Origin of the sequence: Vreelandella subglaciescola (genome assembly GCF_900142895.1) — a bacterium.
Classification (GTDB): domain Bacteria; phylum Pseudomonadota; class Gammaproteobacteria; order Pseudomonadales; family Halomonadaceae; genus Vreelandella; species Vreelandella subglaciescola.
In genome coordinates this window covers 2,933,966-2,960,796 of sequence record NZ_LT670847.1, presented here as the reverse complement: position 1 = coordinate 2,960,796, position 26,831 = coordinate 2,933,966, and the positions used below count along the sequence as shown (strand labels likewise).

At 60.2% G+C, this 26,831-nt stretch carries 24 protein-coding genes; 18 read left to right on the top strand and 6 right to left on the bottom strand.

All coding sequences use genetic code 11. From position 1 onward, the window contains the following. The first annotated feature begins 254 nt into the window (after window positions 1-254). The 13 genes from B5495_RS13795 to B5495_RS13735 all read left to right on the top strand — a co-directional run bounded on the left by B5495_RS13795 (window position 255) and on the right by B5495_RS13735 (window position 13,597). On the top strand, window positions 255-1,610 hold the full coding sequence (locus B5495_RS13795) for an IS1182 family transposase (protein ID WP_079551616.1): 1,356 nt from the start codon (window positions 255-257) through the stop codon (window positions 1,608-1,610). Window positions 1,611-1,882: 272 nt separating this feature from the next. Then, window positions 1,883-3,106 (top strand): ATP-grasp domain-containing protein, encoded by a 1,224-nt coding sequence (locus tag B5495_RS13790; protein WP_079554620.1) that lies wholly within the window; start codon window positions 1,883-1,885, stop codon window positions 3,104-3,106. A 31-nt stretch (window positions 3,107-3,137) separates the two neighbouring features. Then, window positions 3,138-5,198, top strand: a complete 2,061-nt coding sequence (locus B5495_RS13785; protein WP_079554618.1) for a hypothetical protein — start codon at window positions 3,138-3,140, stop codon at window positions 5,196-5,198. 34 nt (window positions 5,199-5,232) lie between these two features. Then, on the top strand, window positions 5,233-5,994 hold the full coding sequence (locus B5495_RS13780) for a TlyA family RNA methyltransferase (protein WP_079554616.1): 762 nt from the start codon (window positions 5,233-5,235) through the stop codon (window positions 5,992-5,994). A gap of 79 nt (window positions 5,995-6,073) precedes the next feature. Then, window positions 6,074-7,123, top strand: coding sequence for a phospholipase A (locus tag B5495_RS13775; protein WP_079554614.1), 1,050 nt, complete (start codon window positions 6,074-6,076; stop codon window positions 7,121-7,123). Window positions 7,124-7,189: 66 nt separating this feature from the next. After that, window positions 7,190-7,537, top strand: coding sequence for a RidA family protein (locus B5495_RS13770; RefSeq protein WP_079554612.1), 348 nt, complete (start codon window positions 7,190-7,192; stop codon window positions 7,535-7,537). Between the two features lie 143 nt (window positions 7,538-7,680). Further along, complete coding sequence (locus B5495_RS13765) at window positions 7,681-8,013, top strand: ElaB/YgaM/YqjD family protein (RefSeq protein ID WP_079554610.1); 333 nt, start codon at window positions 7,681-7,683, stop codon at window positions 8,011-8,013. Next, window positions 8,013-8,411: a phage holin family protein gene (locus tag B5495_RS13760; protein ID WP_079554608.1), complete on the top strand. Its 399-nt coding sequence runs from the start codon at window positions 8,013-8,015 to the stop codon at window positions 8,409-8,411. Before B5495_RS13765 ends, B5495_RS13760 begins: the two co-directional genes overlap by 1 nt. Further along, window positions 8,392-8,703 (top strand): YqjK family protein, encoded by a 312-nt coding sequence (locus B5495_RS13755; protein ID WP_079554606.1) that lies wholly within the window; start codon window positions 8,392-8,394, stop codon window positions 8,701-8,703. The genes B5495_RS13760 and B5495_RS13755 overlap by 20 nt, the downstream gene beginning before the upstream one ends. Before the next feature lie 192 nt (window positions 8,704-8,895). Continuing rightward, entirely contained in the window at window positions 8,896-10,485 is a 1,590-nt protein-coding gene (locus B5495_RS13750; RefSeq protein ID WP_079554605.1) for an ABC-F family ATPase, read from the top strand. Between the two features lie 345 nt (window positions 10,486-10,830). After that, window positions 10,831-11,211 carry a diacylglycerol kinase gene (locus B5495_RS13745; protein ID WP_079554603.1) on the top strand — a complete coding sequence of 127 codons (381 nt, stop codon included), beginning with the start codon at window positions 10,831-10,833 and terminating at the stop codon, window positions 11,209-11,211. Next, window positions 11,196-11,948, top strand: a complete 753-nt coding sequence (locus B5495_RS13740) for a phosphatase PAP2 family protein (RefSeq protein WP_422822003.1) — start codon at window positions 11,196-11,198, stop codon at window positions 11,946-11,948. The genes B5495_RS13745 and B5495_RS13740 overlap by 16 nt, the downstream gene beginning before the upstream one ends. After that, window positions 11,945-13,597 (top strand): phosphoethanolamine transferase, encoded by a 1,653-nt coding sequence (locus tag B5495_RS13735; protein ID WP_079554599.1) that lies wholly within the window; start codon window positions 11,945-11,947, stop codon window positions 13,595-13,597. The genes B5495_RS13740 and B5495_RS13735 overlap by 4 nt, the downstream gene beginning before the upstream one ends. A gap of 20 nt (window positions 13,598-13,617) precedes the next feature. On the opposite strand, the gene B5495_RS13730 is transcribed toward B5495_RS13735, so the two are convergent. Then, a complete protein-coding gene (locus B5495_RS13730; protein ID WP_079554597.1) occupies window positions 13,618-14,802 on the bottom strand; it encodes a BaiN/RdsA family NAD(P)/FAD-dependent oxidoreductase in 1,185 nt (394 codons plus the stop codon). A gap of 17 nt (window positions 14,803-14,819) precedes the next feature. Between B5495_RS13730 and B5495_RS13725 the strand changes: the two genes are divergently transcribed. Both B5495_RS13725 and B5495_RS13720 read left to right on the top strand, forming a co-directional pair. Further along, entirely contained in the window at window positions 14,820-15,944 is a 1,125-nt protein-coding gene (locus B5495_RS13725; RefSeq protein ID WP_079554595.1) for an efflux RND transporter periplasmic adaptor subunit, read from the top strand. Then, a complete protein-coding gene (locus tag B5495_RS13720; RefSeq protein ID WP_079554593.1) occupies window positions 15,944-19,063 on the top strand; it encodes an efflux RND transporter permease subunit in 3,120 nt (1,039 codons plus the stop codon). Before B5495_RS13725 ends, B5495_RS13720 begins: the two co-directional genes overlap by 1 nt. Before the next feature lie 16 nt (window positions 19,064-19,079). Here the strand turns inward: B5495_RS13720 and B5495_RS13715 are convergent, their stop codons facing one another. Continuing rightward, the gene (locus B5495_RS13715; RefSeq protein WP_422822002.1) at window positions 19,080-19,523 is read right to left on the bottom strand and encodes a DUF3617 domain-containing protein; all 444 of its coding nucleotides are present in this window, start codon (window positions 19,521-19,523) and stop codon (window positions 19,080-19,082) included. A gap of 181 nt (window positions 19,524-19,704) precedes the next feature. Here B5495_RS13715 and B5495_RS13710 point away from each other — a divergent pair, with 181 nt between their 5' ends. Next, entirely contained in the window at window positions 19,705-19,914 is a 210-nt protein-coding gene (locus B5495_RS13710; RefSeq protein WP_079554589.1) for a zinc ribbon domain-containing protein, read from the top strand. A gap of 26 nt (window positions 19,915-19,940) precedes the next feature. On the opposite strand, the gene B5495_RS13705 is transcribed toward B5495_RS13710, so the two are convergent. From B5495_RS13705 to B5495_RS13690, 4 genes are all read right to left on the bottom strand, one after another. Next, the gene (locus tag B5495_RS13705) at window positions 19,941-20,774 is read right to left on the bottom strand and encodes an ABC transporter permease subunit (protein ID WP_079554587.1); all 834 of its coding nucleotides are present in this window, start codon (window positions 20,772-20,774) and stop codon (window positions 19,941-19,943) included. Next, window positions 20,771-21,694: an ABC transporter permease subunit gene (locus B5495_RS13700; protein ID WP_079554585.1), complete on the bottom strand. Its 924-nt coding sequence runs from the start codon at window positions 21,692-21,694 to the stop codon at window positions 20,771-20,773. The genes B5495_RS13705 and B5495_RS13700 overlap by 4 nt, the downstream gene beginning before the upstream one ends. A gap of 90 nt (window positions 21,695-21,784) precedes the next feature. Further along, the gene (potA, locus tag B5495_RS13695; protein ID WP_079554583.1) at window positions 21,785-22,954 is read right to left on the bottom strand and encodes a polyamine ABC transporter ATP-binding protein; all 1,170 of its coding nucleotides are present in this window, start codon (window positions 22,952-22,954) and stop codon (window positions 21,785-21,787) included. A gap of 43 nt (window positions 22,955-22,997) precedes the next feature. Next, window positions 22,998-24,101 carry a polyamine ABC transporter substrate-binding protein gene (locus B5495_RS13690; RefSeq protein WP_079554581.1) on the bottom strand — a complete coding sequence of 368 codons (1,104 nt, stop codon included), beginning with the start codon at window positions 24,099-24,101 and terminating at the stop codon, window positions 22,998-23,000. Between the two features lie 363 nt (window positions 24,102-24,464). Between B5495_RS13690 and ahpC the strand changes: the two genes are divergently transcribed. Continuing rightward, the gene (ahpC, locus tag B5495_RS13685; RefSeq protein ID WP_079554579.1) at window positions 24,465-25,028 is read left to right on the top strand and encodes an alkyl hydroperoxide reductase subunit C; all 564 of its coding nucleotides are present in this window, start codon (window positions 24,465-24,467) and stop codon (window positions 25,026-25,028) included. Window positions 25,029-25,242: 214 nt separating this feature from the next. Continuing rightward, entirely contained in the window at window positions 25,243-26,799 is a 1,557-nt protein-coding gene (gene ahpF, locus B5495_RS13680; protein ID WP_079554577.1) for an alkyl hydroperoxide reductase subunit F, read from the top strand. Window positions 26,800-26,831 lie beyond the last annotated feature (32 nt).

The following is a 26,831-nucleotide window of genomic DNA, read 5'->3' as shown; positions in this document are numbered from 1 at the left end:
GTCAGTCATAAAAAGGCCAGTAGCGAAAAGGCCAGTCGCGAAAAACTCAGCAACGAACACACGGGCAGCCACGAAAAACAGCCTCGTAAAAAGCCTGCTAGCCTAACATAACTGGCATTTACCCTACCGCCGGGCATTGAGAGACCGGACACCACAGCATTCGCCCCGCGCCCCGGTTACGCCTAGCAGTCTGTCGGACTTTCCGCCGCACCGTGAGATACTAACCGCTGTCACCCCGAACTGAGAACATCGCCATGAGCCGCTTTATCCCTGTGGACCGTCAGACCGATTACTTACTGCCGCCTTCGGTAGACGAGTGGTTGCCGGATGGCCACTTGGCGCGGTTCGTCGTCGATGTCGTCGAGCAACTGGACCTCTCAGCCCTGACTCGGCGTTACGCGGGCCGGGGCTCCAAGGCCCATCATCCCGCGGTACTGCTGAACCTGTTGGTCTACGGCTACGCTACCGGCGTGGTCTCCAGTCGCAAGATTGAGCGTGCCACCTATGACTCGGTGGCGTTTCGCTATTTGGCCGCCAACACCCACCCCGATCACGACACCCTGGCTACCTTTCGTCGGCGTTTTCTGCCGGAACTGGAGCAGCTGTTCGTTCAAGTTCTGCTGCTGGCCCGAGAAATGAAGCTACTCACGCTCGGCACCATCGCCTTGGACGGCACCAAACTCAACGCCAATGCCAGCAAGCACAAGGCATTGTCATATGGTCATGCCAAGAAACTGGAGGCGCAGTTCAAGGCTGAGGTGAAGGCGCTGACCCAGCGGGCTGCATCGGCGGACAAGGATGACGCGGCCGACGGCATGGATATTCCTGCCGAGATAGCCCGGCGTGAAGCACGCTTGGAAGCGATCGCCGTAGCGAAGACCAAGATCGAGGCTCGGGCCAAGGAGCGTGAGGCCGCTGAAAAAGCGGCCTACCAGGAAAAGGTGGCACGGCGTGATGCGCAGCGGAAGACGGGAAAGAAACCTCGCGGACGTGACCCTGAACCGCCAACAGGTGGCCCGCGTGACAAAGATCAGGTTAACCTTACTGATCCGCAGTCACGCATCATGCCGGTCACAGGCAAGGGCTTCGATCAATGCTATAACGCCCAGGCCGCAGTCGATACTGACAGCATGCTGGTGACTCATACCCATGTCACCCAAGCGACCAACGACAAACAGCAGGTCATGCCGCTACTGACGGCGTTGGCGAGACTCCCCGCACCGTTAGCAAAACCAGACCACTTACTGGCCGATACCGGCTACTTCAGTGCTGCCAATGTTCAAGCCTGCCACGACCACCGTATCAAGCCTCTGATAGCAATGAAGCGCGATGTCCACCATCCCCCGGTCCTTGAGCGCTTTGCCGCTGACCCGCCTACTCCAGCGAGCAAGGAGCCTGTTGAGCAAATGGCACACCACTTGAAGACACAGGCGGGGCGAGCGCTTTACGCGTTGCGTAAACATACCGTGGAACCGGTCTTCGGGATCATTAAACACGTGATGGGGTTCCGGCAGGTCTCGCTGCGAGGGCTGGAGAATGTCAGCGGTGAGTGGCGGCTGGTCACCATGGCATGGAACATTAAACGGATGCACCGGTTGGCAGCGGGCTGAGGCGCGTAGCGCTCAGCCGGTAACGACGGATAATCACCTCGCAGAGTAGAAGCCGAGGGGCAGGTTAAGGGTCATATACCATCACCAACATAAGGGATGGTTGAAAGACCTACGTCTCAATGCCTTTATCAACATCAAGTCCGACAGACTGCTAGAGTGATATCAGAGTCGCTAAAGGCGCTTGCCGACTCTTGCGTCACTCAACGTTTTGCCACGACCGATCCACCCACACCGAGTCACAACAACAGGTCTGCAGCAACAGGAGCTGAACAATGCAAAAGGATACCAACAAAGGCTACATCGCCCTTCTCGGCTGGAGCTTGAGCGCCATTGAAGCCGCCGAAAAATTCGATCGTCGCTACATTGTGGTAGCACCTGACTGGGCAGAAGATTACTGCCAACAACACGATATTCCCTATGTATCGTGGGATTTCGAGCGCTTGAACGACCGCTCGCTGGAAATCGCCACCACCCTCAAGGAAAAAGGCGTTAACGTCGCCGTTCCGCTGTTTGAAGAAACCGTGGAATGGGCCGGCGCGATCAACTCCGTCCTGCTGGATAATCCGCGCCTGTACGGCCAGTCGCTGCTGCTGCGTGACAAGGCCCTGATGAAACGCCGCGCCCAGCTTGGCGGCATTCGCGTGGGCATCTTCGAAGAAGCCCACGACAAGGAAGACGTGGTGCGCTTCCTGAAGCGCGTCAACCAGACACTGCTCAAGCTCGACGGCGATCCCAACGACCCCATCCACCTGAAAGCGTTCGACAAGGCCGGCTGCCTCGGCCACCGGATAATCCGCACGCCGGACGAAGTCGACACCATCCCCGAGGAAGAATTTCCGGTGTTGATGGAATCGCACCTGGACGGCTGGGAGTTTGCCGTCGAGGCGTGGATTCACAATGGCAAAATCGCCTTTCTGAACATTTCCGAGTACGTCACGCTCGGCTATTCGGTGTTTGTGCCCGCCTCGCCGGAGCTGGAAAAATACCGCGCGCAGATTACCGCGCAAATCGAAAAGCTGATCAAAACCTTCGATATCGAGTTTGGCCTGATCCACCCCGAATACTTTGTCACCAGCGACGGCGAAATGTACTTCGGTGAAGTGGCCTACCGCCCGCCGGGGTTCAAGGTGTTCGAGCTGCTGGAGCGCGTCTACGGCTTCAACGCCTATCAGGCGTCCATGCTGGTGTTCGACCCGCACACCACCGCAGAAGAAGTCGCTGCCTTCTTCCCCAAGGAAGTGGTCGATGCCGACGGCTTTGCCGGTTGCTTCGGGGTTTACCCGCGCTGGCGCGTGGTCAGCCGGCTCGAACTGCCTGAGGAAGTGGAAGATCACCCCTACTTCGAGTCCCACGAGCTCACCACGCCGATGGAGGAAACCGTGACCAAACGCACGGCCTTTGGCACGCACTGGGGGCTGGTCTACTTCAAGGGCGACGATGCCCATACCCTGCGCGATTTACTGAAACATCAGGAAGACCTCGACTTCTATGTATAATCCCCCTTACAGGCAGGGATAAGGAGTCACCGTGACGACGACAAACAATACATCTTCCACTAATGCCTCTTCCCCAGAGGCGGTCAAGCTTGACGGACTGGTGGAAAAACTCGACGAAGCGCTGCGCCTGCTTGAGCAGGCGCCAGCCTTCAACAAGGTCGCCAGACTACCCCGCGTACTCGATACAGCGCGGCGGGTGCTGCTGAAAGACGGCGGCTGTGCGGCGATCGAAGCGCGAGCCGAGGCATTGGAGAACGCCGGCGTGTTTGACGGCTCCGACTGGGCAACCCCCCAGCACCTGCTGCCGTCGCTGACCACCCATGCGCTGAAAAACGCCGACGCCAACGTCGTGGTCATCGAGGCGCTAAGCGAGCTGCGTCTGCTCGCCGTGTCCAAGCACACCTTCGCTCACGCCGAGGCGTCTGCCGAGCATGCTCACCGCTATTTAACCCAGGCCATGGCGCTTAACCTGTGGCTGCTATTTACCCCACCCACTGAAGCCGAGCGTGCAACCCAGGGGCGTTTGGCGCAGATACCCCGCTCCCTGTTTCAGCATCTGGCCACGCGCATTGGCTACGAACACATCATCGACACGCTGATCGAGGAAATCTGGCGCATTCTCCGACAGCGCCCGTTACAGGTAGAGGCCATCAAGCAGATGGTCACTCAGATTGCGCTGTGCCAGGCCGACCCGACGATTGATTTAGGCGCCAGCGGCCAGGGCGCGGCGCGGCTGGTCAGCTCGCTGTTCGGCCCTACGCTGGCCTGCCAGGAAGATCCCGGCATTGATGTTTATCGTCAGCGCCTGGAGCGCATGGATCATACCGCGCTGCAGGAAGAAGCCACCGGGTTTGCCCGCGCCATGCACGATACCGGGCTGGTATCGCCCTATCATGCCGTGTTTCTGCGCCATCTTGTCGAGGAAAGCGATCAGCTTATCGTCGAGGCGCTGGGGCTGTCTTCCACCGGCCGCGACTGCCTGCTGTGCTACCGCGAACTGGTACTTGCGCTAGTGCGAACCGGCGTTTATCCCGCCACCGCACAGGCCGTTTACGGTCTGGCGCTCACGCTTGAGCGCGGCATTCTCTATCAGCCGCCGGTGGCGCCGGCCATGTGGCGCCAGATCGGGCTTACGCTCTCGGAATGGTCCCAGGCACGCTTGACGCTGTCTTACGGCGATGCCGTATCGCCCCGCGCCAGGCTATTGGAAGGCGTGCTGTGCATGCTGGGGCTGCCGCTTGGCGTCGGCCAGGGCAATAACCCGACTTGCCAGTCGGCACGAGCGCTCTCCATGTGGTCCTACAACGACCCCGACTACCTTCTGCAGATGGTGGTCTGGGCGGCGCGCGACGATGAAATCATCATGCACTTCGAAGGTCAGCCGATTTCCTCAATGGCCAGCCTTTCCGGCGTCGCCACCGAGCTGCCCATCGATCTGGATCCCGTCTCGTTGATCGTTGTGCCCCATCTTGACCGCATCTATGCCGAAATGGGCCGGCGCTGTATCGGCCGCGAAGGCGACCCGCACCGCTGGGTTAACCCCGAGTTTCACGGCTGGTGGTCAGGGCGCGGGTTTTGCATTAACGTCGACGTTGCCACCGGCAAACTCATCGACGTTGATGCTTTTCTGCGGCATTTTTACGCCAGCTATCATCCGTACTATAACGGCAACCAGCCGCTGATCCATCCTCAGCCGGCGGGGATCGCCGTCACCAACAGCGCTGGCCACTTTATCGGCTGGCACGCCATCAGCATGCTGCGCGCCTCGCTGGATCCCGATGACCAGATGCGGGTGTATTTCTACAACCCCAACAACGACAGCGGCCAGGACTGGGGCGATGGCGTTGTGGTCAGCACCGCAGGCAGCGGCGAGCGCTTTGGCGAAGCCTCACTGCCGTTCGAGCAGTTTGCCTCACGGCTGTATATCTACCATTACGATACGCTTGAGCACGGCGAACTGGCCACCGTCAGCGGCGACGAGCTGTCGCGGGTCAAGGGCTACATCTCGCGCAGCTGGGGCGCCGAACGCCTGCCCGCAGGCGGCCTGCAAGCCGACCCCGGCATCGGTGCCCACCCCCATGCCCCAAGGTAGCCCGATGCAGAGTAGCCCGATGCAGAGTAGCCCGATGCCGCGTCTTGATCAGCTTTTAGTCCAACAGCAGCTCGCCGCCTCGCGCACCCGCGCTCAGCGGCTGATCAAGAACGGCCGCGTATGGCGCACCGACACCCGGGCGCGGCTCGCCAAAGCCAGCGAAAAACTGGCCGACGCAACGCCGCTGGCCGTCGATGACGACCCTGAGGAGCGCTACGTATCGCGGGCAGGACTCAAGCTGGAAGCAGTGCTGAATGCCCTTGGAAAGCGCTTTGACGGCCAGGCCGTGCTCGATGTAGGGCAGTCCACCGGCGGCTTCAGCGACTGCGCGCTGCGCTTTGGCGCGCGGCACGTCATCGGCATTGAAGTTGGCCACGGGCAGCTGGCCGAGGCACTGCGCGACGATGCCCGCGTCAGCTGCCTGGAAGGCATCAACGCCCGTGCGCTTGGCCAGTCCAGCGCCTTTGCCGAGCTGCTGGCCCAGCACGCACCCAGCGCGGCGGTGATGGATGTCTCATTTATTTCACAAACGCTGATTCTGCCCGAAATTGCCGCGGCGCTACCGGCCGGCGGCGAGCTGATATCACTGGTCAAACCGCAGTTCGAGCTCGACCCGGCGGCACTGGACAAGCGCGGCGTAGTGCGCGATCCGCGCCGCTATGCCGAGGTAAAAACGCGGCTGGAAAACGCTTGCGAGCAAAGTGGCCTGCACATCGTTCACTGGCAGCCAAGCCCGATTACCGGCGGTGACGGCAATCGTGAATTTTTACTCCACGCGCTCAAGCGCCATGCTTGAGCGTCAGTTGACTTCTTCTGACCGCGTGTTAGAAAAAGCGCAGGCGTTTTGCCTACTCATCCATTGACGAGCCCTGACCATGATCGCCCGACATTCATCATTTGCCTGCCTGAGCCTTCTGCTGGCGGCCTATGCCGGCAGCGCTTACGCCCAGCCGGCTGACCAGGCCGCAATAGAGGCGCGCATTGACGCCTTAAACCGCGAGATGGCCAAGCTCAATCAAGAGCTTACTCGTCTTGAAGGGCAGAAAGAGCCGCGTTTTGAAGCGTCCGCATATCAGGCGGCGTTAATCCCCACGCCGCCTGAAGAGAAGGCCATCGAGGAAACTCGCGAACGCCGTCAGCTGGAGGAGGAGTCGAGCCAGAACCCGTTCTCCATCACCGCGCACCGCGTTAATTACCTGTTCCCGGTGAGCTACAACGGCAACAAGGATAGCGCCAGTTTTCGCGACATTGACGCCGACGGCCGCGTAGACAGCACCGAGGTGAAGTTTCAGTTCAGCGCCAAGTTTTCACTGGCCGAAGGGCTGTTTGGCGATAACGGCGACCTTTACTTTGGTTACACCCAGCGCAGCTGGTGGCAGGCGTATAACACCGATTCCTCGTCACCCTTCCGTGAAACCAACTACGAGCCGGAAATCTTTATCGACTTTGCCAATGCCTGGAATATCTTTGGCTGGGTCAACACTCGCAATCGGGTCTCGCTCAACCACCAGTCCAACGGCCGCTCATCGCCGCTATCGCGCAGCTGGAACCGTGTTTACCTTGAAAGCACGCTGCAGCGCGGCGACTGGGCCGTGACGCTCGCCCCGCACTGGCGTATTCCGGAAACCGATAGCGAAGACGACAATCCCGATATCGAGCGCTACATGGGCTACGGCGACATCCGTCTGGCAAAGCGCTTCAACCATGATCAGGAAATCTCTGCCCAGTTACGCGGCAATCCGTCCGCCGGCAACTACGGCACCCAGCTCGACTACAGCTGGCCGGCTTTCAACGGCGTACGCGGCCACGTGCAATACTACTATGGCTACGGCGAAAGCCTGATCGACTACGACCACCGGGTGCACCGGCTGAGCCTTGGCTTCAGCCTGAACCCGCTGTTCACACCCAGCGGTTTGCTGCGCTAAGTCGCGCTCAATGCGCTTCTATCCACTGCTTTTTCTACACCACACAACCTACGGCAAGGAAATACCATGAGCATTACCCGCCAGCGTACCAACGAGAAAGTCAGCCGCATCGTCATCCACAACGACACCGTTTACCTGTGCGGCCAGGTCGCGCTGGATGTGAATGACGATATCATCGGTCAGACCAAGTCCGTACTCGCGCGTATCGATGACCACCTGCAAGAAGCCGGCACCGATAACAGCAAGATCCTGTCGGCCTTGATTCACCTGAAAGACAACAAGGACGTTGCAACTTTCAATGAACTGTGGAATGAATGGCTTCCGGAAGGCTGCGCCCCGGCGCGTTCTTGCGTGCAGTCGACCATGGCGCGTGATGTCATCCTCGTTGAAGTCACGGTCGTTGCCGCCCTTTAGGCCTCACGCCTCACGCCTGACGCCCAGAAGCACGGCATCGCTCACGCTGAGCGCCGGCTATGGTGGCTGATGTACCACCGTCATATCTGCTATGCTGAAAGCACTTACTTACTGCGCTGTCATTCATTGAAGAGGAAGACAACATGGCTAAGAAACAATCAGACCATAATACTCAGACCGACCAGCTGCAGGACGATTTACGTCACCTGAGCGACACCGTGGAAGAGCTGGTCAACGCGACGGCCAAAGACGCGAGCTCAGAGATGAAAGATCTTCGCGAGCGCGCCGAGAAACGCTTGAAAGACACTCGCTCACGCGTTGAAGCACGCGGTGAGCGCTTGTACGCCGATACCCGCGACTCCCTGACCAACCAGGCCGACTGCTGCGATCGCTACGTCCATGAAAACCCCTGGGCAAGCATTGGCATCGGCGCCGCTGCTGGCGTTGTGGTCGGCCTGCTGCTCGGGCGGCGCTAATGGCGCTGGGCCCCGGCCAACGTGCAATCCACGCCGCCAGACAGGTGCTTAAAACGCTTATCGCCAATGGTGAAACGCGTCTGCGTCTGGCGGTGCTGGAGCTCGAAGAAGAGCGGGCGCGCCTGTTAACGCTGATACTACTGGCAGGCGCAAGCCTGCTTTTGTTTATGCTCGGCACGGCAACCCTGACGACGCTGGTCATCGCCATATTCTGGGAGAGCCACCGGCTGTTGGCCATCGGCGCCAGTGCGGCCGTGCTGCTGCTGGCAAGCCTTGTGCTGGCCGTGGTGGCGGTGCGTCAGGCCAGACGCCACACCCTGCTGAAAGACACGCTCAGCCAGCTTGCTACCGACCGCGCGCTATTGGAGCAGAACAACGATGCCCGCCAGGAACGCTGATCCGGATAACACCACCCAGCGACCCTCGCGCGCTGCACGCAAACGCGAGCTGCTTGACGCACTTGAGCAGCAGCGCATCGACATCATGGTCGAGGGCATCCGCCTTGAGCGCGCCGCCGCACCTCTGGATCGCGGCTGGCAACAAATTTCCCGCTACAAGACGCCGCTGCTGATTGCTGGCGGTGGCGTGGCCTACCGCCTGGTAAAAAAACAGGGCCCCATTATACGTATCGGCCGGCGCGCCCTTGCCGCCTATATGATGGTGCGCAACCTCAGACGACTCGCCCCCTAAGTTTTTGTAAGCAAAAAGCCTGCGAGCACCTTCAACAGAGCTACCCGCAGGCCACCTTCCTGATTGAGTAGATAGCCCATGGTCTGGCGCGTACAATACGCCCTTCACTTTGGTCGAAGCCGCTTGCAGTGCCGGCCCAAGTCTCTCATTCATACTCCTCCCATTCATACGACTCCCGCGAGATTCTCTGCCGTGCTCTCTACCGCCAACATCACTATGCAGTTTGGCTCCAAGCCGCTGTTTGAAAACGTTTCTGCCAAATTCGGCCAAGGCCATCGCTACGGCCTGATCGGGGCCAATGGCTGTGGCAAATCGACCCTGATCAAGATTCTCGGGGGGGACCTTGAGCCCACCAGCGGCCAGGTGATGAAAGACGCCACCACGCGGCTGGGCAAATTACGCCAGGATCAGTTTGCCTTCGAGAACGAGCGTGTCATCGACACAGTGATCATGGGCAACGAAGAACTCTGGGCCGTCGCGGCAGAGCGCGAACGCATCTACTCGCTGGCCGAGATGAGTGAAGCAGACGGCATGGCGGTCGCCGACCTCGAAGTGCGCTTTGCCGAACTCGATGGCTATACCGCCGAGGCCCGTGCCGGTGAATTGCTGATGGGCCTGGGTATTCCCCTCGAGCAGCACGACCAGCCAATGAGCGTTGTCGCGCCGGGCTGGAAACTCCGCGTGCTACTCGCCCAGGCCCTGTTCAGCGATCCCGACGTGCTGCTGCTCGATGAGCCGACCAACCACCTTGATATCAATACGATTCGCTGGCTGGAAGACATCATCAAGGCACGCTCGTCGACAATGATCATCATCTCCCACGACCGCCACTTCCTGAACAGCGTCTGTACCCACATGGCGGACCTGGACTACGGCGAGCTGCAGCTGTTTCCCGGTAATTATGATGAGTACATGACCGCCGCCACACAGGCGCGAGAGCGCCTGCATAGCGAGAATGCCAAGAAAAAGGCCGAAATTGCCGAGCTCAAGCAATTCGTCAGCCGCTTCTCGGCCAATGCCTCCAAGGCCAAGCAGGCGACGTCGCGCCAGCGCAAGATTGACAGGATCCAGCTCGATGAGGTCAAGCCCTCTTCGCGGATCAGCCCCTTCATTCGCTTCGAGCAGAAAAAGAAGGTTCATCGCCAGGCCGTGGCAGTGGAAGACCTCACCAAGGCCTGGGGCGACAATGTGCTGTTTGAGCGCATTGGCCTGCGCATCGAAGCGGGAGAGCGCGTGGCCATCATCGGCCCCAACGGCATCGGCAAGACCACCCTGCTCAACTGTCTGGTAGGCGCGATACCGCTTGACGATGGCAAAGTGCAGTGGACCGATGCCGCCGACGTCGGCTATTTCGCCCAGGAACACGCGACGGACTTTGACGGTGGCGAGACCCTGTTCGAATGGATGCAGCAGTGGACGACGGAAGGCGAACAGACCGTACGCGGCGCTCTGGGGCGGATGCTGTTCTCCAATGACGACATCGGCAAGTCCGTGAAAGTCATTTCCGGTGGCGAGCAAGGGCGCATGCTGTTTGGCAAACTCGCGCTGCAAAACCCCAATGTGCTGGTCATGGATGAGCCCACGAACCACCTGGACATGGAATCCATCGAAGCGCTCAACCTGGCACTGGATAACTATGCCGGCACGCTAATTTTTGTCAGCCACGACCGCGAGTTCGTCGGCTCGCTGGCCACGCGCATCATCGAGATGAAAGACGATGGCATCGTCGATTTCAGCGGTAGCTATGATGATTACCTGCGCAGTCAGGGCGTTCTCGGATAAGCCTTTCCTCCCCCGCTCACGATGGGCAGCGCCTGCTGCCCATCGCCCAATGACCCGCCTCATCGACACCACAGCTCGACCTGGGTCGTCACATACTCGACGACATCATCCCCTGAGCCGCCCGGCATGGGATGCCGTGTCGACGTCGACATTCAGGAAGCTGCAAGTAAAGCGGCCAGCGTTATTTATCACCCGAGCAGCCAATTACCCGAGCCCCTACGCTTAAGTCTTTTTTAATCATTACCCCCCATCATAAGCCTTGAACATCCCAAGTCACCCATGCAATTTCAATAAGCATGAATCATCAATGTCATATTGGCTCTTTGGAAAAGGCGTTCAAATATCATGCAACCTTTATTCAGCAAGCGTGGAAAACCCGGTCACAAAGGTTTTACACGTATCATTCTTGCCGGCCGATATTCGCTATCCGGATTTCGCAGCGCCTGGATAAAAGAAGCGGCCTTTCGGCAAGAAGTCATTTTTATTGTACCTGCCCTTTTGCTGGTGACACAGCTTGATGTGACACCGGTTGAGAAATCACTTTTATGGGCATCAGCATTGCTCGTACTTATTATTGAGCTGTTAAACTCATCCATAGAAGCCACTGTCGATAGAATCAGTCAAGAACACCATCCTCTCAGCGGCTGTGCCAAAGACATGGGATCAGCGGCTGTAACTCTCAGCCTCATTCTTATGCTGGGGGTATGGCTGTGCATTATCATTTAACCGCTAAAAAATTATTTTTACTTTTATTAATCATATGGACAGGCTTCATAGCACTGATTGCGTCCATCTATCACTACAACATTGATTTCCTGCTGGCCGACCAATTATTTTCTCTGGAAGGGGAAAACTGGACACTGAAACATCACCTGTTAACCGAGACGGTACTGCACGATGGCGGACGCTTATTAAGCGAAACAATGGGTGTCATTGCCATTTCCGGGTTCATCTTGTGCCTGTTACATCCCCGCCTGCGTCATTGGCGTTGTGCCACGGGCTATCTGGTACTCAGCGTATTGCTCTCGACGGTTAGCGTTTCTGTTATCAAGCACTCGATCAGCATGGACTGCCCCTGGGATCTTGCTCGCTATGGCGGCGATCTGCCGTTCATCGGCCTGTTTGAGGCTCGCCCTGCCGGGCTGCCGGATACCGCCTGTTTTCCCGCCGGCCATGCCAGCGCCGGTTATGCCTGGATAGCACTGTATTTCTTCTTTCAGGCAATCTGGCCCCGAGGACGCTGGCCGGGGTTGGCAACCGGGCTGCTCATGGGGTTTGCATTCGGCTTTGCCCAGCAGCTGCGCGGTGCGCATTTCCTGTCTCACGACCTGTGGACACTGATGATTTGCTGGACCATCAGCCTGCTGCTGGCTCAGCTGCTATTGCGCCATTCCACCACGACCCTACGCCTGTTGAAAGCACCTGACGTGAAGTCAACCGCCCTCCCGAGACTTTTCCCATGATGTTTTTCTTCTCGCAATGTCGCCAAGTGCCTGGTTTCGTACGTCAATATCGGCCCCGGTTGCTTCCGGAGCACCTGACGTTAATCGTGACGCTTGCTTTTACGCTATTTTATAATCAGCCCTTCTGGCATGGTGCCCTCGTTGGCCAGCGGTTGGATAGTCCCGACACCTGGGCACTGATAGCGGGCTACGCGACAGTGCTGACAAGTGTGCAATATGTGGTCTTTTTATTTTTTGTCAGCCAGTGGACCGTTAAACCATTATTGGCGCTTCTGATTGTGCTGGCTGCCGCCGTCAGTTATTTTACCGGCCACTATGGTACCTATTTCGACACGACGATGATCACCAATGTACTGCAGACAGATACTCAGGAAGCCCGAGAATTATTCACGAATAGCTTTCTTCTGCATATGGCCATTTTTGCTCTCCTGCCGATATTACTGCTTTTCTGGGTTCGTGTTCCGGCCTCCTCCTGTCGGCGCGCGATTCTACGCCGCGCGGGCCACTTGTCATTCAGCGTCCTTCTTCTATTTGCCTCGTTGTTTTTGACCTATCAAAGTTTATCGCCATTGATGCGCACCCAGCCTGAGCTACGCTACCTGGTGACTCCGGGCAATGCGATTGTCTCGCTGGAACGTGTGTTCACCTTCCGCGAAAAAATATCACCACAGGAACGTCTGCCGCTGGGGGAAGATGCTTCGACCCTCACCCGCGAGGATCAAAAACCCGCACTACTGGTGCTTGTCGTCGGGGAAACCGTGCGTGCGGCGAACTGGGGGCTCAACGGTTATTCACGCCCTACCACGCCTGAATTGGCCAAGCGTAATGTCATCAATTATTCTGACGTGTCATCTTGTGGCACCAGCACCGCCGTCTCTGTGCCATGCATGTTTTCTCCGCTGGGACGTGACGATTACGATGAAGCCTATATCCAGCAGCACGAATCATTACTCGACGTATTGACCCATGCGGGCATTAACGTGCTGTGGCTGGATAACCAGTCAGGCTGTAAAGGTGTCTGTGATGGCGTCGCCAGTGACTCGATTTCACCCGACGACTATCCCGCATTGTGTGAGGATGGCCGCTGTTTCGATCAGGCGCTGGCCGAGGAACTGAAAAAACGCGTCAAACCAGGCCGTGGCGATACCGTCGTCGTACTCCACGAACTGGGCAATCACGGCCCCAGCTACTATCAACGCTATCCGGCGCAATTCCGCCGGTTCACACCGACCTGCGAAAGTGCCGACCTGGGTCAGTGCGCGCAGCAGGAGATTATCAACAGTTACGATAATGCCATTCTCTATAACGACCGAGTACTCAGCAATATTACCGATTTTCTCGGCCGCCAGAAGGACTTCGCTGCCTCCATGATTTACCTGTCCGATCACGGCGAGTCACTTGGCGAAAAGGGCTTATACCTTCATGGCCTGCCCTATGCCATCGCCCCGGACGAGCAAACTCAGGTCCCCATGATCTGGTGGCTATCGGATGCCATGCGACAACGCACAGGCCTCGACGCCACTTGCCTGCGCCAACAGGCTGATCAACCCCGCAGCCAGGCCAACCTGTTCCATACGGTACTCGGGCTGATGGATGTGACAACGACGGTCTATCAACCCGCACAGGATATTGGCCGCGCTTGTCGATGACTCTGACCCTCATATCGCGTTCAACAGGCCTGCCCGCAGGCCACCCCTGATGCCCACGCCCATTGAAAGTTGAATCCGCCGAGCTCGCCGGTCACGTCGAGAACCTCGCCGATAAAGCGCAACTGGGGCAGGCCGTTCACCGCAAAGGTTTTGGATGACACCGCATCCGTGTTGATCCCGCCCAAGGTCACCTCTGCAGTGCGCCAACCTTCCGTCCCGGCGGGCTTGAACGTCCACGCATTCAGGCGCTCGGCCCAGGCCGCAATCGCGGCGTTGCTGTATTCCGCCAGCGGCGCGGTGCTGCTGCCCTCGGCGTACCACTCGCTTAACGCCTGCGCCACACGCTTGGGAAAGCGCTCGCCCATCCAGGTGGAAAGCTGCCGTTTGGGCGTGGCATTACGCGCATGGCGCAGCGCCGCCTCGGCGTCTTCATCGGGCAGCAGGTTCACACGCAGCGCATCGCCCGGCGCCCACTCACTGGAAATCTGCAGCATCGACGGCCCGGAAAGCCCGCGATGGGTAAACAGCATCGGCTCGGCGAAGTGGCGCCCGTTGCAGGCGACATCCACGTCCAGACTCACGCCGGAAAGCGCCGCGGCGCGGGCTTTCCACGGCTCGCTCAGGGTAAACGGCACCAGCCCTGCGCGAGTCGGCAGTACCTCAAGCCCGAACTGGCGCGCCAGCTCATAGCCAAAGCCCGTCGCGCCCATGGTGGGAATCGACAGCCCGCCGGTCGCCACCACCAGCGTGCCGGCATCCACCTTGCCCAGCGAGGTGGCCAGCCGCATGCCGTCGCCACGGCGCTCCACGCGCTCCACCCGGGTGCCCAGGCGCACGTCAACGCCCGCCCACTCGCATTCGGTGAGCAGCACCCGCACAATATCCTTGGCCGAGGTGGCGCAAAACAGCTGCCCCGGCGCTTTTTCCACGTAATCAACGCCGTGGCGTTCAACCAGCTCGACAAAGTGCTCGGGGCGGTAGCGTTTCAGCGCGGAAATGCAAAAATACGGGTTCTGCGAGGAAAAATGCTGAGGGGTGGTGGCCAGATTGGTAAAGTTGCAGCGGCCGCCGCCCGACATCAGAATCTTTTTCCCGGCTTTACTGGCATGATCAAGCAGCAGCACGCGCCGGCCGGCATAGCCCGCCTGGGCCGCGCACATCAGGCCGGCCGCGCCCGCGCCGATCACCACCACATCGTAGGTCATCACAAGGCAGCTCCGGTATGCACAAAGCGGCTAGTTTAACAGCCTTACCCGTTATCACCGCTAGTCAGGCGTGGCGGCGTTTTACGCTGCTGCTGCTTGCCACGCTGTGGCCGTTCGCCACGGCGCTGGCGCAAAGCGCCGCCCCCGATACGCCGGTGATCGCCAGCCGTGTGACGCTCGAGCGCTGGTCTGACCCGATCAAGGCGCTGGGCACCCTCAAGGCCGATGAAAGCGTGACGCTCTCGGCCACCGTGACCGACGTGGTGACCGCCATCGACTTTGACGACGGCGACAATGTGGCGGCCGGCCAGCGCCTTTTGCAGCTGGATGACCGCGAAGAACAGGCGCAGCTGCGCGCCGCCAATGCCCGGGCCGACGAGCAGCGCAATGCCCTGCGCCGCTTCACCCAGCTGCAAGCACGCAACCTTTCGGCCCGCGCCGATGTGGAAGACAGCCAGGCACGCCTCAATCAGGCCAGGGCCGACGCCGACGCGCTCAAGGCTCGGCTTGCCAACTATCGCATCAGCGCCCCGTTCAGCGGCCGCATGGGGCTACGCGACATCAGCATCGGCACGCTGGTCACGCCGGGCACCGAGCTTGCCACCCTGGACAAGCTTGACGTCATGCGGCTGGACTTCAGCGTATCAGCGGTCTACCTGGCACGGTTGAGCAAGGGCGCCATGCTGCGCGCGGAAACCAGCGCCTTTCCCGAGCGTATTTTTCAAGGTGAAGTGGCCATCATCGGCACCCGAGTTGATCCGGTCTCACGCAGCGTTACCGTGCGCGCGCGGCTGGAAAACCCCGAGAAGCGCCTGCGCCCGGGGATGCTGATGCAGGTCGAGCTCGACGCCGCCACGCGCGAAACGCTGGTAGTGCCCGAGTCCGCGATTGTCTCCGAAGGCCGTAGCCATTACGTCTGGCGGCTGGATGAAAACGACGCCAACCGCGTCCAGCGCCGCCAGGTAGATATTGGCGCCCGGCGCAAAGGTGAGGTCGAGATTCTCGACGGGTTGGAGCGCGGCGACTTGCTCGTGGCCCATGGCACCGAGCAGGTGCGCGAAGGCCAGACGCCCGAGCTTCTGGGCATCGTCGATGACGACACCAGCATCAAGGCGCTGCTGCGTCAGGGGCGAGACGATTAATGCGCTTATCCGATATTTCCGTCGAGCGGCCGGTCCTGGCCACCGTCCTCGCCGCGCTGATCGTCGCCTTTGGCCTGCTCGCCCTTGAACGTTTGCCGCTGCAGGAATACCCGTCCATCGATCCGCCGGTGGTCAGCATCGACACCCGCTACCCCGGCGCCTCGGCCAGCATTGTCGAATCGCGCATTACCGAGGTGCTGGAAGACCGCATCGCCGGGGTGGCCGGCATCGAGGTCATTTCGTCATCCAGCAGCGACGGCCGCTCAAGCATCAGCGTCGAGTTCAGCCTCGCCATGGACATCGACGCCGCAGCCAACGATATCCGCGACCGCATTTCCGGCTCGCTGGACAACCTGCCCGAAGAGGCCGACCCGCCCGAGGTACAAAAGGCCGACGCCAATTCCGACGTGGTGCTGTGGCTGAGCCTGACCGGCGACGACTACACCACCGCCGAGCTGACCGACTACGCCGACCGCTATCTGGTCGATCAACTCTCGGTGCTGCCCGGCGTGGCCCAGGTGCGGGTCGGCGGCGGGCGCGAATACGCCATGCGCGTATGGCTTGACGCCAACGCCCTCGCCGCCCGCCGGCTCACCGTTAACGACGTGGAGCAGTCGCTGCGCAATGAAAACGTCGAGCTGCCCGGCGGTGCCATCGAGTCCCGCGAGCGCCAGTTTATCGTGCGGCTGCCGCGCAGCTTTACCTCAGCGGACGACTTTCGCGCACTCGCGCTGGGCGAAGCCGATAACGGCTATTTGATCCGCCTGGGCGACGTCGCACGGGTGGAAATAGGCGCGGTGGAAGAACGCACGATTTTCCGCAGCAACGGCGAATCAATGGTCGGGCTGGGGCTGATGAAACAGTCCACCGCCAACGTGCTGGAAATTTCGAAAGCCGCGCGGAGCACGCTGGCGCCGCTGCAGGAAACGCTGCCCCAAGGCATGACGCTGGCGCTCAACTTTGACGCCTCGACGTTTGTGGCCGGCGCCATTCGCGAAGTGGCAATCACGCTATTTATCTCGATCGGGCTGGTAGTGGCGGTAATTTTCCTCTTTCTGGGCAACCTGCGCACCACGCTGATACCCGCGGTGACCGTGCCCATTGCGCTAATTGGCGCCTTCGGCGCACTGGCGCTGATGAGTTTCACCGTTAACCTGCTCACGCTGCTCGCGCTGGTGCTGGCCATTGGCCTGATCGTGGATGACGCCATCGTGGTGCTCGAGAACATTCACCGGCGCATGCAGGACTACGGCGAAACGCCGCTGGTGGCGGCCTGGCGCGGTGCTCGCCAGATCGCCTTTGCGGTCATCGCCACCACGCTGGTGCTGATTGCCGTATTTGTGCCGCTGGGCTTTTTGCAGGGCGATATCGGCCGGCTGTTCTCCGAGTTTGCCCTGACCCTGGCCGCCGCCGTCGCGGTGTCCAGCGTGCTGGCGCTCACGCTGACGCCGATGATGGCCTCCAAAATCCTCAAGACCGACATGCACGATGGCCGCCTGGCACGCGGCGTACACCGTACGCTGGGCAAAAGCCAGCACGTTTACCGGCGGCTGTTGCAGCACACGCTGCGGATGCGGCTGGTCGTCGTGGCGCTGTTTGTGGTGATCATCGGCGGCATTGCCTGGCTGGCCCAGACGTTGCCCACGGAATACACCCCGCAGGAAGATCGCGGTAGCTTTTACATTATTGTCAGCGGCCCGCCCGGCGCCACCTACGACTACATGCTCGACTACATGGATGAAATCGAAGCGCGGCTGCTGCCGCTGGTCGACAAGGGCGAGGTTGAACGCCTGCTGGTGCGCGCACCGATGGGCTGGGGCAACATTGAAAACTTCAACAGCGGCTTCGTCATCGTCAACCTCACCGACTGGGGCGAGCGCCGCAGCGTCTGGCCAATCATGCAGGACGTCCGCGAGACGCTGCACGGCCTGCCCGGCGTGCGCGCCTTCCCGGTCATGAGCCAGGGCTTTGGCGGCAGCGCCGGCAAGCCGGTGCAATACGTGCTGGGCGGCAGCAGCTACGAGGAACTGGCCGAGTGGCGCGACACGCTGATGGCCTATATCCGCGACGACAACCCGCGGCTTCTGGGGCTGAAAAGCGATTTCGAGGAAAACCAGCCCCAGCTGCGCGTCAATATCGACTATCCCCGCGCCGCTGCGCTGGGCGTCACGGTCAACGAGATCGGCCGTACGCTGGAAACGTTGCTGGGCGGACGTAGCGTGACCCGCTACGTGGAAAACGGCGAAGAGTACGACGTGATTCTCGAGGGCGAACAAGGCGCCCGACCCAGCCCGCGCAGCCTTGAGAGCCTGTATATCCGCTCGGCGCGCAGCGATGAGCTGATTTCGCTGGCAAGCCTTGTCAGCCTCACCGATACCGCCGGCCCCAGCACCCTCAGCCGCTATAACCGGCTGCGTGCCATCACGCTGGAAGCCAACCTTGCCGAGGGCTATTCGCTGGGCGAAGCGCTCGACTACCTGGACCGCACCGTGGCCGAGGTATTGCCCGACGCGGCGCAGACCGACGTCAAAGGCGCCTCGCGGGATTATCAGGAAGCCAGCGGTGCCACGGCATTCTTGCTCGGCGTCGGCGTGCTGGTGGTATTTCTGGTGCTGGCCGCACAGTTTGAAAGCTTCATTCACCCGCTGATCATCATGTTCACCGTACCGCTGGCAATCATCGGCGCTCTGCTGGCGCTTTACTTAAGCGGCCAGACGCTGAACATCTACAGCCAGGTGGGGCTGGTCATGCTGGTGGGGCTGGCGACCAAAAACGGCATCCTGATCGTCGAATTTGTCAATCAGCTGCGCGATCAGGGCATGGCGTTTAACGAGGCGTTGGTAGAGGCGTCCATCACTCGCCTACGGCCGATCCTGATGACGGCGATCACCACCATGGCCGGCGCCGTGCCGCTGGTGTTGTCCAGCGGGCCGGGCGCCAACTCAAGGCTGGTCATCGGTACGGTGATTATCGCGGGGGTGGGTGCGGCCACGGTGTTCACGCTGTTTGTGGTTCCCGTGGCCTACGCCATGCTGGCGGGCAAAAGCGGCTCGCCGGGCGCGGTCAAACGTAAGCTCGATTTTGAGCTGGGTCGCCACGAGCCGCCGGAGGACATTTAGGTTTGCCCAGCAGCCCTTAGCTGTCGGCCGGGCACGCCCCCTGGTAGGTGCCGTCAATTTGGGTGCTCATGGTCATCTTGCCCATGGGCGAGTTGGTGTCGATGTTGACGTCGCCTTCTACCTGCTCGCCCATGAAGCTCATGCTGCCCTTGATGTCGGCATCGCCGCCGTCGGCGGTACAGCTCATGTGATACTCAAGGCCGTCAGCGCTCATGTCCTGGCTCAGCAGCTCGCAGCCTTCTTCTTCTTCGATGAAGCCGAAGTCCGCGCTTTCGAGGTCATCCTCGGTGATGCACTGACGCTCGGTATTGGTCTGGTCGGGCATTTGCATGTCGCCCTTGATGCTGGTCACGCTGACAAACTCCCATTCGCCGGGCTTGATGTCGGGCGTCTCGGCCTGAGCGGCGAGAGGCAGCGCGAGGGCTACCGCGGCGGTCAGCATTTTCATGTTCATCGTCATGGTCATCTTGCTCCAACGTCAGATTCTGAAAAATAAAGCGTGTCGGGTACCGGCTTGAAAAGCCACTCGGTTCATCCTACCCGAACACGGTCGACGCTGTCCGCATCGCGGCGGCGCGCTGCTATACTTTTGCGCAGGTTAGTCTTTTTTTACACACAACCCAGTGCTAACGGAGCCGATCATGCAAGACGATGCCATTGTGGAACACGACTTTCACTGCCCCTACTGCGATAGCCCGCTGACCTTCGAGATCGACACCTCACAGGGCAGCCACACAACCTGGGAAGACTGCCACCAGTGCTGCGCGCCGATTCTGGTTGAGGTGACCATGTCACCGTTTAGCGGCGAGCTGGAAAGCGTGCGTACCGGCAGAGACGACGACGTGCTTTAGAACATTCGTGACGTGCTGTAGATAATTCAATCACCGGCCTGCGCCCTGACCGCCGCGCGGCGCTTTTTCTCGCCCCGGCGCATCAGGTACCAGGCCGCGAAAGTGGCCAGCGACACCACGAGAATAATCAGCGTGGCAAGGGCGTTGATCTTGGGCGATACCCCAAGGCGCACCGAGGAAAACACCACCATCGGCAGCGTATTGGCCCCCGGCCCCGAAACAAAGCTGGCAATCACCAGATCATCCAGCGAGAGCGTAAACGCCAGCAGCCAGCCGGCGGCCAGCGCCGGTGAGATAATCGGCAGCGTAATAGCGAAAAACGTTCTGGCCGGCGGCGAGCCCAAATCCATCGCCGCTTCTTCAATGGAGCGGTCAACCTCGCGCAGCCGCGCGGCCACCACCACGGCCACGTAGGCGCTGCAAAAAGTGGTGTGGGCGATCCAGATCGTCATCATGCCGCGGTCTGCCGGCCAGCCGGTCAGCGCCGCCATCTGCACGAACAGCAGCAACAGCGACAGCCCGGTAATCACTTCGGGCATCACCAGCGGTGCCGTGACCATGCTGGCCAGCGCCGTTTTGCCGCGAAAGCGCCCGTAGCGGGTCATCACCAGGGCGGCCACGGTGCCCAGGCATACCGCCATGCTCGCGGCAAAAAAGGCGATCTCAAGGCTGGTCCAGACCGCCGCGAGGATCTGCTCATCACGCAGCAGCTCGCCGTACCATTTGGTCGAAAAGCCGGCCCAGACGGTGACAAGGCTGGACGCGTTGAACGAATACACCACCAGCACGGCCATCGGCAGGTAGAGAAATACCAGCCCCAGCGCCAGCATCACGGTGCTGAAAGACGGCATCTGCTTCATGTATCCAGCTCCCGTGACTGATAGCGGTGAAACAGCACGATGGGAATCAACAGCAGGCCAAGCATGACCATGGCAAGCGCTGCCGCCACCGGCCAGTCGCGGTTGAGAAAGAACTCCTCCCACAGCACCTTGCCGATCATCAGGGTATCCGGCCCGCCCAGCAGTTCGGGAATGACAAATTCGCCCACGGCAGGAATAAACACCAGCATGGAGCCGGCCACAATACCGCCGGCAGACAGCGGCAGCGTCACTTTCACAAAGGTGTTGAAACGCCGTGACCCCAGGTCCGAGGCGGCCTCAAGCAGGGACATATCCATGCGCGTTAAATGCGCGTAAAGCGGCAACACCATAAACGGCAGATAGGCATAAACGATGCCCACAATCACCGCAAACCGGGTGTTGAGCATGCGCAGCGGCGCATCCACGATGCCCAGCCCCAGCAGCAGCTGGTTAAGCAGCCCGCTGTTGCTCAAAATCCCCATCCAGGCGTACACGCGAATCAAAAACGACGTCCACGACGGCAGCATGACCAGCAGCAGCAACACCAGCTGCCAGCGCGGCGTCATCCGTGCCATGGCGTAAGCCATGGGGTAGCCGATCAGCAAACACACCAGCGTGGCGACAAAGGCGATTTTAATCGATCCCCAATAGGCCGCCGCGTAAAACGAATCCGTTAATAAAAACAGATAGTTGCCGAGGTTCAGGAAAACCTGCAGCGTACCTTCGGCATACTCGACCAGCGGCGCATAGGGCGGCACGCTGATCGCCGCTTCCGACAGGCTGATTTTCAGCACCAGCGCAAACGGCAGCAGGAAAAACAGCGACAGCCACACCAGCGGCACGGCAATGACCGCACGGCGTCCCAGCTGCAGGCGTTTCAGCCACAGCGTCACAGAGGTGGGGCGGAATCGAAATGACATGACGGGCGTCACTCCAGGTTGCGCGGCTGGTGTCGGATAAGCCGCGTAGGGGCGAGTGCAGGCACGAGTCGGGCCTGTCAGAAATGCAGGCTAACGGTTGAGCACAATGGCGCTGTGATCTTCCCAATACACGTATACCGCATCGTCCCAGGTGGGTCGGTCGCCGCGGCGTTCGGTATTGGCCATGCCCACCTTGATCAGCGTGCCCTGCCCGGTACGCACGTAATACAGCGAGAAGCCGCCCAGATAGGCGATGTCCTCTACCGTGCCCTGTTCCCAGTTATAGTCGGCCGTGGGGCGGTGGCGGGTCAGCCAGATTTTTTCCGGACGCAGCCCTGCCCACACCCGGCGCTCGTCGGCCTGGGTGGTTACGCCGTGATCAATGTAGAGCGGCCGTTCCAGCGCGGGGCTTTCAATCAGGCAGTGGTCAGCGGCATCCACGCGGATCTCGCCTTCAAACAGATTGAGCGTGCCGACAAACTCGGCCACCGTGCGGCTGACCGGGCTTTCGTAGACATCCACCGGCGAGCCGACCTGCTCGATCCAGCCGTCTGCCATGATCGCCACGCGGTCGGCCATGGTCATGGCTTCTTCCTGATCGTGGGTCACCATGATGCAGGTCACCCCGACCTGCTCGATAATCTCCACCACTTCCAGCTGCATCTCGGTGCGCAGCTTTTTATCCAGCGCGCCCATGGGCTCGTCGAGCAGCAACAGCTTGGGCCGCTTGGCCAGCGAACGCGCCAGTGCCAACCGCTGGCGCTGGCCGCCGGAAAGCTGCTGGGGCCTACGCCGGGCAAAGCGCTGCATGTGTACCAGCTTGAGCATGTGGTCAACGCGGGCGTTGATTTCGTCTTTGGGCAGCTTGTCCTGCTTGAGGCCAAAGGCGATGTTTTGCGCCACGTTCATGTGTGGAAACAGCGCGTAGGACTGAAACATCATGTTGATCGGCCGACGATGCGGCGGCATCGCCGTGATGTTTTCACCGTCCAGCAGAATATGCCCCTCACTGGGCGCTTCAAAGCCCGCCAGCATGCGCAGCAGCGTCGACTTGCCCGACCCCGAGCCGCCCAGCAGGGCAAAAATCTCGCCGCGCTTGACTCGCAGGTTCACGTCATCCACCGCCACCACGTCGTCAAAGCGCTTGGTCAGGCGGTTGATTTCCAGCACCGCATCTTCGGCAAAGCGCGGCGTCTTGCTGCCGGCCCGGCGGGCGTCAACCGGCCCGCCGGACCCATTCGGCAAAGGCGTTGTGGCCATGCCCTCTCCCCTGAAAGTTCTGCAACGGCCGGCGCGCGTTGAATCAGCGGCCCGACTTGACCCGATTCCAGATGCGCGTGCGGGCGCGCTGAACGTCGCGCGGCTTTTCGTTGGCCACGTACAGTTTGTCCATCACCTCGTCATTCGGGTAAATCGACGGGTCGTTGAGGATCTCGTCAGACAGGAACGCATCGGCGCCGGCATTGGGATTGGCATAGCGCACGTATTCGGTGATGTCCGCCGCGATTTCCGGCTGGAGGATGAAGTTGATGAACGCGTGGGCACTTTCCGGGTTGGGGGCATCAGCCGGAATGGCCATCATGTCGAACCACAGCGCGGCGCCCTCTTTCGGCACGGTATAGGCAATGCTGAAGTCGCGTCCGGCTTCGTCGGCACGCGCGGCGGCCTGAAACACGTCGCCGGAATAGCCGGCGGCCACGCAGATATCGCCGTTGGCCAGGTCACCGATGTAGCGCGAGGAATGGAAATAGGTGACGTCATCGCGCACCTCGGCAATCACCTCGCCGCCGGCCTTGAGGTCGTCAACGTCGTTGCTGCGCGGGTCGAGCCCGATATAGGCCATGGCCGGCGAAATCATCTCATCGGCGGAATCCAGCATGGAAATACCGCAGCCGCCCTGTTTCAGCGCTGAGGTAACCTCGGGGTCAAACAGCAGCGCCCAGCTGTTCAGCGGTGCGTCGTCACCCAGAATCTCGGTGACGCGATCCACGTTGTAGCCGATACCGTTGGTTCCCCACATGTACGGCACCGAATAGCGGCTGCCGGGGTCCACCTCTTCCAGCTCTTCAAGCAAACGGGTATTGAGGTTGTCGAGGTTGGGGATCAGTTCGCGGTCAAGCGCCTGATACACACCGGCACTTAGCTGGCGGCTCAGGTAGTGGTTGGACGGCACCACCACGTCGTAGCCGGAACGACCGGCGAGCAGCGCGGCGTCCAGCACTTCGTTGCTGTCAAACACGTCATAGGTCACGTCAATGCCCGTCTGCTGGGTAAATTTCTCCAGCGTATCCGGCGCGATGTAGTCCGACCAGTTATACACCCGCACTTCATCAGCGTGGGTAGCAGTCGCCGCTGCGGCTAGCGAACAGGCCACAACGGCCAGCGGAAGTTTGTGTAATTGCCCCATGGAACACGACTCCTTCGTTTGCTCTTTCCAGTTTGATAGACCCGACCGGCAGGGTAGCGGATTTTGCGGTCAAGCGCCGATCTCCGCAAGCACGCAACGGCAAAAATCTTGCATTTGCGCGACTCGCCCCAAGGTTGTGGCGTAAGGGAAAAGCCGGTTGATCAAAGCGGTTGAACCGGCACGCAAAAACAGGCGGCCAACGCGCTGCCGTCAAGCCACCGCGCCGCTGTCACACAGCAACACCCAAGATAGCTATTCTCTATCGCTATTGATGACTTTTCTCCATTTTATTAATGAGCCACCAGGGGATAGAGTACCTACCACGCACTTGAGCGAACCATCATCAAACAGGAGATGTACCGCATGTCTTTGATTAACACTGAAGTCAAACCGTTTAACGCGACTGCCTACTTCAACGGCGAATTTGTCGATGTCTCTGAGGACAACCTCAAAGGCCAGTGGTCTATCTTCTTCTTCTATCCGGCTGACTTCACCTTTGTCTGCCCGACCGAGCTTGGCGATCTGGCCGACAACTACGAAGAATTCAAGAAGCTGGGCGTTGAAATCTACAGCGTTTCAACCGACACCCACTTCACTCACAAGGCATGGCACGACAGCTCCGAGACCATCGGCAAGCTGCAGTACCCGATGCTCGCCGATCCGACGCATGCCGTATCGCGCAACTTCGAAGTGCTCATCGAAGACGCCGGCATTGCCGAGCGCGGCACCTTCGTGATCGATCCCGACGGCATGATCCAGATTGTCGAACTCAACGCCGGCAACATCGGCCGTAACGCCGATGAGCTGCTGCGCAAGGTCAAAGCGGCCCAGTACGTTCGCGCCAACCCCAACGAGGTTTGCCCGGCGAAGTGGGAAGAAGGCGAAGAGACCCTGTCTCCGTCGCTGGACCTGGTTGGCAAGATCTAAACCGACTAGCGCCCCTGCACCCGGGTAAAACCCGGGTGCTCCGCCCCTTCAACTCCGAACACCACAGCGGCTTAGCGTTTATGCCCTCTCCGGCCATCACGTCGGCCAAACGGGCACAAACGCTAGCCCGCATCATCAGGCATTGCCTGACAGCACCGTATCAGTGTCACCCCTTTTATTAAGCACCGTCAGTTACTGCGAGGAAGCTACCGTCATGCTGGACGCCAATTTAAAAAGCCAGTTGAAAGCCTACCTGGAAAAAGTCACTCAGCCGTTTGAGCTAAAAGCGTCCCTCGATGACGGGGCGAAGTCTCGCGAACTGGCCGAGCTGCTGGAAGAAATCAACGGCTTGAGCGACAAGATTACCCTGTCCACCGACGGCAATGACCCGCGCACGCCATCGTTTGCCATCAACCGCCCGGGCGAAGATACCGGCGTCGTGTTTGCCGGCATTCCCATGGGCCACGAGTTTACCTCGCTGGTGCTGGCGCTGTTGCAAGTCGGCGGTCACCCACCCAAGGCCTCCGACGAGACGCTCGAGCAGATCAAATCCCTCGACCGCGAGATGGTGTTTGAAACCTACTTCTCGCTGTCCTGCCAGAACTGCCCCGACGTGGTGCAGGCGCTCAACCTGCTGGCCATTTACAACCCGAATATCCGCCACGTGGCCATCGACGGCGCGCTGTTCAAGCCCGAAGTCGACGAGCGCGAGATCATGTCGGTGCCCAGCGTCTACCTCAACGGCGAGCCGTTCGATCAGGGTCGCATGAGCCTTGAGCAGATTCTCGCCAAGGTGGATACCGGCGCCGTTGAACGCGAAGCGCACAAGCTCAGCGAAAAAGCCGCCTTTGATACGCTGATGATCGGCGGCGGCCCTGCAGGTGCGTCGGCCGCCATCTACGCCGCGCGCAAAGGCATCAGCACCGGCATTGCGTCCGAGCGCTTTGGCGGCCAGGTGGTCGATACGCTGGGCATCGAGAACTTTATTTCGGTGAGCAAGACCGAAGGCCCCAAGCTGGTCACCGCGCTGGAAGAGCACGTCAAGGACTACGACGTTGACGTCATGAACCTGCAGCGCGCGGTAAAACTCACCCCGGCGGAGGCTGAGGGCGGCCTGCACGAAGTCACCTTTGAATCCGGCGCGACGCTGCAAAGCAAAACGCTGGTGCTGGCCACCGGCGCCCGCTGGCGCGAAATGAATGTGCCCGGCGAAGCCGAATACCGCAACAAGGGCGTAGCCTACTGCCCGCATTGCGACGGCCCGCTGTTTAAAGGCAAGCACGTGGCGGTGATCGGCGGCGGCAACTCCGGCGTTGAAGCGGCCATCGACCTGGCCGGCATTGTCGGCCACGTCACGCTGTTCGAGTTCATGGGAGAAATGCGCGCCGACGCCGTGCTGCAGAACAAGCTCAAGAGCCTGACCAACGTGGATATCGTGCTCAACGCCCAGACCACCGAAGTGACCGGCGACGGCAGCCGCGTCAATGGCCTGAACTACAAGGACCGCACCAACGACGAGAACCACCACGTCGCGCTGGACGGCATCTTTGTACAAATTGGCCTGGTGCCCAACACCGAGTGGCTCAAGGATTCACCGCTGGAGCTGAGCCCCCACGGCGAAATCATCACCGACGCCAAGGGCATGACCTCAAGCCCCGGCATTTTCGCCGCCGGCGACGTCACCACCGTGCCCTTCAAGCAGATCATTATCGCCATGGGCGAAGGCGCCAACGCCGCACTGGGTGCGTTCGACTTTATTATTCGTAACTGAATGAACTGCGCCGCCGGCGAACAGCCAGCGGC

Coding starts and splice junctions, on each gene's coding strand:
- B5495_RS13710 (WP_079554589.1), top strand. CDS start 19,705: ATGCAAGACGATGCCATTGTGGAACACGACTTTCACTGCCCCTACTGC.
- B5495_RS13705 (WP_079554587.1), bottom strand. CDS start 20,774: ATGAAGCAGATGCCGTCTTTCAGCACCGTGATGCTGGCGCTGGGGCTG.
- ahpC (WP_079554579.1), top strand. CDS start 24,465: ATGTCTTTGATTAACACTGAAGTCAAACCGTTTAACGCGACTGCCTAC.
- B5495_RS13775 (WP_079554614.1), top strand. CDS start 6,074: ATGATCGCCCGACATTCATCATTTGCCTGCCTGAGCCTTCTGCTGGCG.
- B5495_RS13760 (WP_079554608.1), top strand. CDS start 8,013: ATGGCGCTGGGCCCCGGCCAACGTGCAATCCACGCCGCCAGACAGGTG.
- B5495_RS13720 (WP_079554593.1), top strand. CDS start 15,944: ATGCGCTTATCCGATATTTCCGTCGAGCGGCCGGTCCTGGCCACCGTC.
- B5495_RS13745 (WP_079554603.1), top strand. CDS start 10,831: ATGCAACCTTTATTCAGCAAGCGTGGAAAACCCGGTCACAAAGGTTTT.
- B5495_RS13725 (WP_079554595.1), top strand. CDS start 14,820: ATGCACAAAGCGGCTAGTTTAACAGCCTTACCCGTTATCACCGCTAGT.
- B5495_RS13700 (WP_079554585.1), bottom strand. CDS start 21,694: ATGTCATTTCGATTCCGCCCCACCTCTGTGACGCTGTGGCTGAAACGC.
- B5495_RS13730 (WP_079554597.1), bottom strand. CDS start 14,802: ATGACCTACGATGTGGTGGTGATCGGCGCGGGCGCGGCCGGCCTGATG.
- B5495_RS13735 (WP_079554599.1), top strand. CDS start 11,945: ATGATGTTTTTCTTCTCGCAATGTCGCCAAGTGCCTGGTTTCGTACGT.
- potA (WP_079554583.1), bottom strand. CDS start 22,954: ATGGCCACAACGCCTTTGCCGAATGGGTCCGGCGGGCCGGTTGACGCC.
- B5495_RS13770 (WP_079554612.1), top strand. CDS start 7,190: ATGAGCATTACCCGCCAGCGTACCAACGAGAAAGTCAGCCGCATCGTC.
- B5495_RS13690 (WP_079554581.1), bottom strand. CDS start 24,101: ATGGGGCAATTACACAAACTTCCGCTGGCCGTTGTGGCCTGTTCGCTA.
- B5495_RS13780 (WP_079554616.1), top strand. CDS start 5,233: ATGCCGCGTCTTGATCAGCTTTTAGTCCAACAGCAGCTCGCCGCCTCG.
- B5495_RS13715 (WP_422822002.1), bottom strand. CDS start 19,523: ATGACGATGAACATGAAAATGCTGACCGCCGCGGTAGCCCTCGCGCTG.
- B5495_RS13755 (WP_079554606.1), top strand. CDS start 8,392: ATGCCCGCCAGGAACGCTGATCCGGATAACACCACCCAGCGACCCTCG.
- B5495_RS13795 (WP_079551616.1), top strand. CDS start 255: ATGAGCCGCTTTATCCCTGTGGACCGTCAGACCGATTACTTACTGCCG.
- ahpF (WP_079554577.1), top strand. CDS start 25,243: ATGCTGGACGCCAATTTAAAAAGCCAGTTGAAAGCCTACCTGGAAAAA.
- B5495_RS13765 (WP_079554610.1), top strand. CDS start 7,681: ATGGCTAAGAAACAATCAGACCATAATACTCAGACCGACCAGCTGCAG.
- B5495_RS13790 (WP_079554620.1), top strand. CDS start 1,883: ATGCAAAAGGATACCAACAAAGGCTACATCGCCCTTCTCGGCTGGAGC.